The sequence below is a fragment of the Arthrobacter sp. TB 26 genome, from assembly GCF_000427315.1.
Lineage (GTDB): Bacteria > Actinomycetota > Actinomycetes > Actinomycetales > Micrococcaceae > Arthrobacter.
Genome location: NZ_AUPJ01000550.1, coordinates 1 through 802, shown reverse-complemented (window position 1 = coordinate 802; position 802 = coordinate 1). Strand labels below are relative to the sequence as shown.

Here is an 802-nt window from a genome sequence, read left to right as displayed (position 1 = left end):
CCCCGCCGGTGGTGGGGTTGGTGAAGCGGACCGCGGCGTGGCCCTGCGACACGGTGGCCGGGTGGCCCTCGTCCTCAAGCAGCAGCTGCTCGGTCAGCGCGCGGTCCGTGTATTCCCAGCGGTAGGCCGCGATGGGGGAGCTCGTGGTGTCATCCAGGCCCGAGAGGGGGCGCAGGCCCGGGTGCGCCCAGAGCCGCTCGGAGCGGGAGATGTCCGGGGTGGCCTCGTCGGTGACACGCTCGGTGCCGAACTCGAAGAACCCGGCGTCGGCGTAGTGCACAAACGGGATGTCCAGGCCGTCGATCCAGGCCATCGGCTCATCGGTGTCGTTGTGGTGGCCGTGGAAGTTCCAGCCCGGAGTCAGCAGGAAATCCCCGCGCGACATCCGGACCGGGTCCCCGTTCACCACCGTCCAAACGCCTTCGCCCTCGACGACGAAACGGAACGCGTTCTGGGAGTGGCGGTGCTCCGGGGCGGTCTCGCGCGCACCAAGGTACTGGATGGCTGCCCACAGCGTGGGCGTGGCGTACGGCGTACCGGCCAGCCCCGGGTTGGCCAGGGCGATGGCGCGGCGTTCCCCGCCCCGGCCCACCGGGACCAGGTCCCCGGCGCGGGCGGCCAGCGGGTACAGGTCACTCCACCGCCACACGTGGGGCACCGCCTTGGGCGTCGGGACCATCGGCATCAGGTCCGCGATCTCGGTCCAGAGCGGGATCAGGTTCTCCCGGTCAAAATCCCGGTACAGCTCTTTGAGCTGGGCAGCCTCTTCGGGCGTCGGCTCCGGAGCAGTGTGCCCCGCGGC

The 802-nt window shown here is 71.1% G+C and carries 1 protein-coding gene; it reads right to left on the bottom strand.

The window, feature by feature from the left end:
- Positions 1-802 (bottom strand): cupin domain-containing protein (locus K789_RS0121555; RefSeq protein WP_024368553.1); only part of this gene is annotated, 802 nt, incomplete at both ends.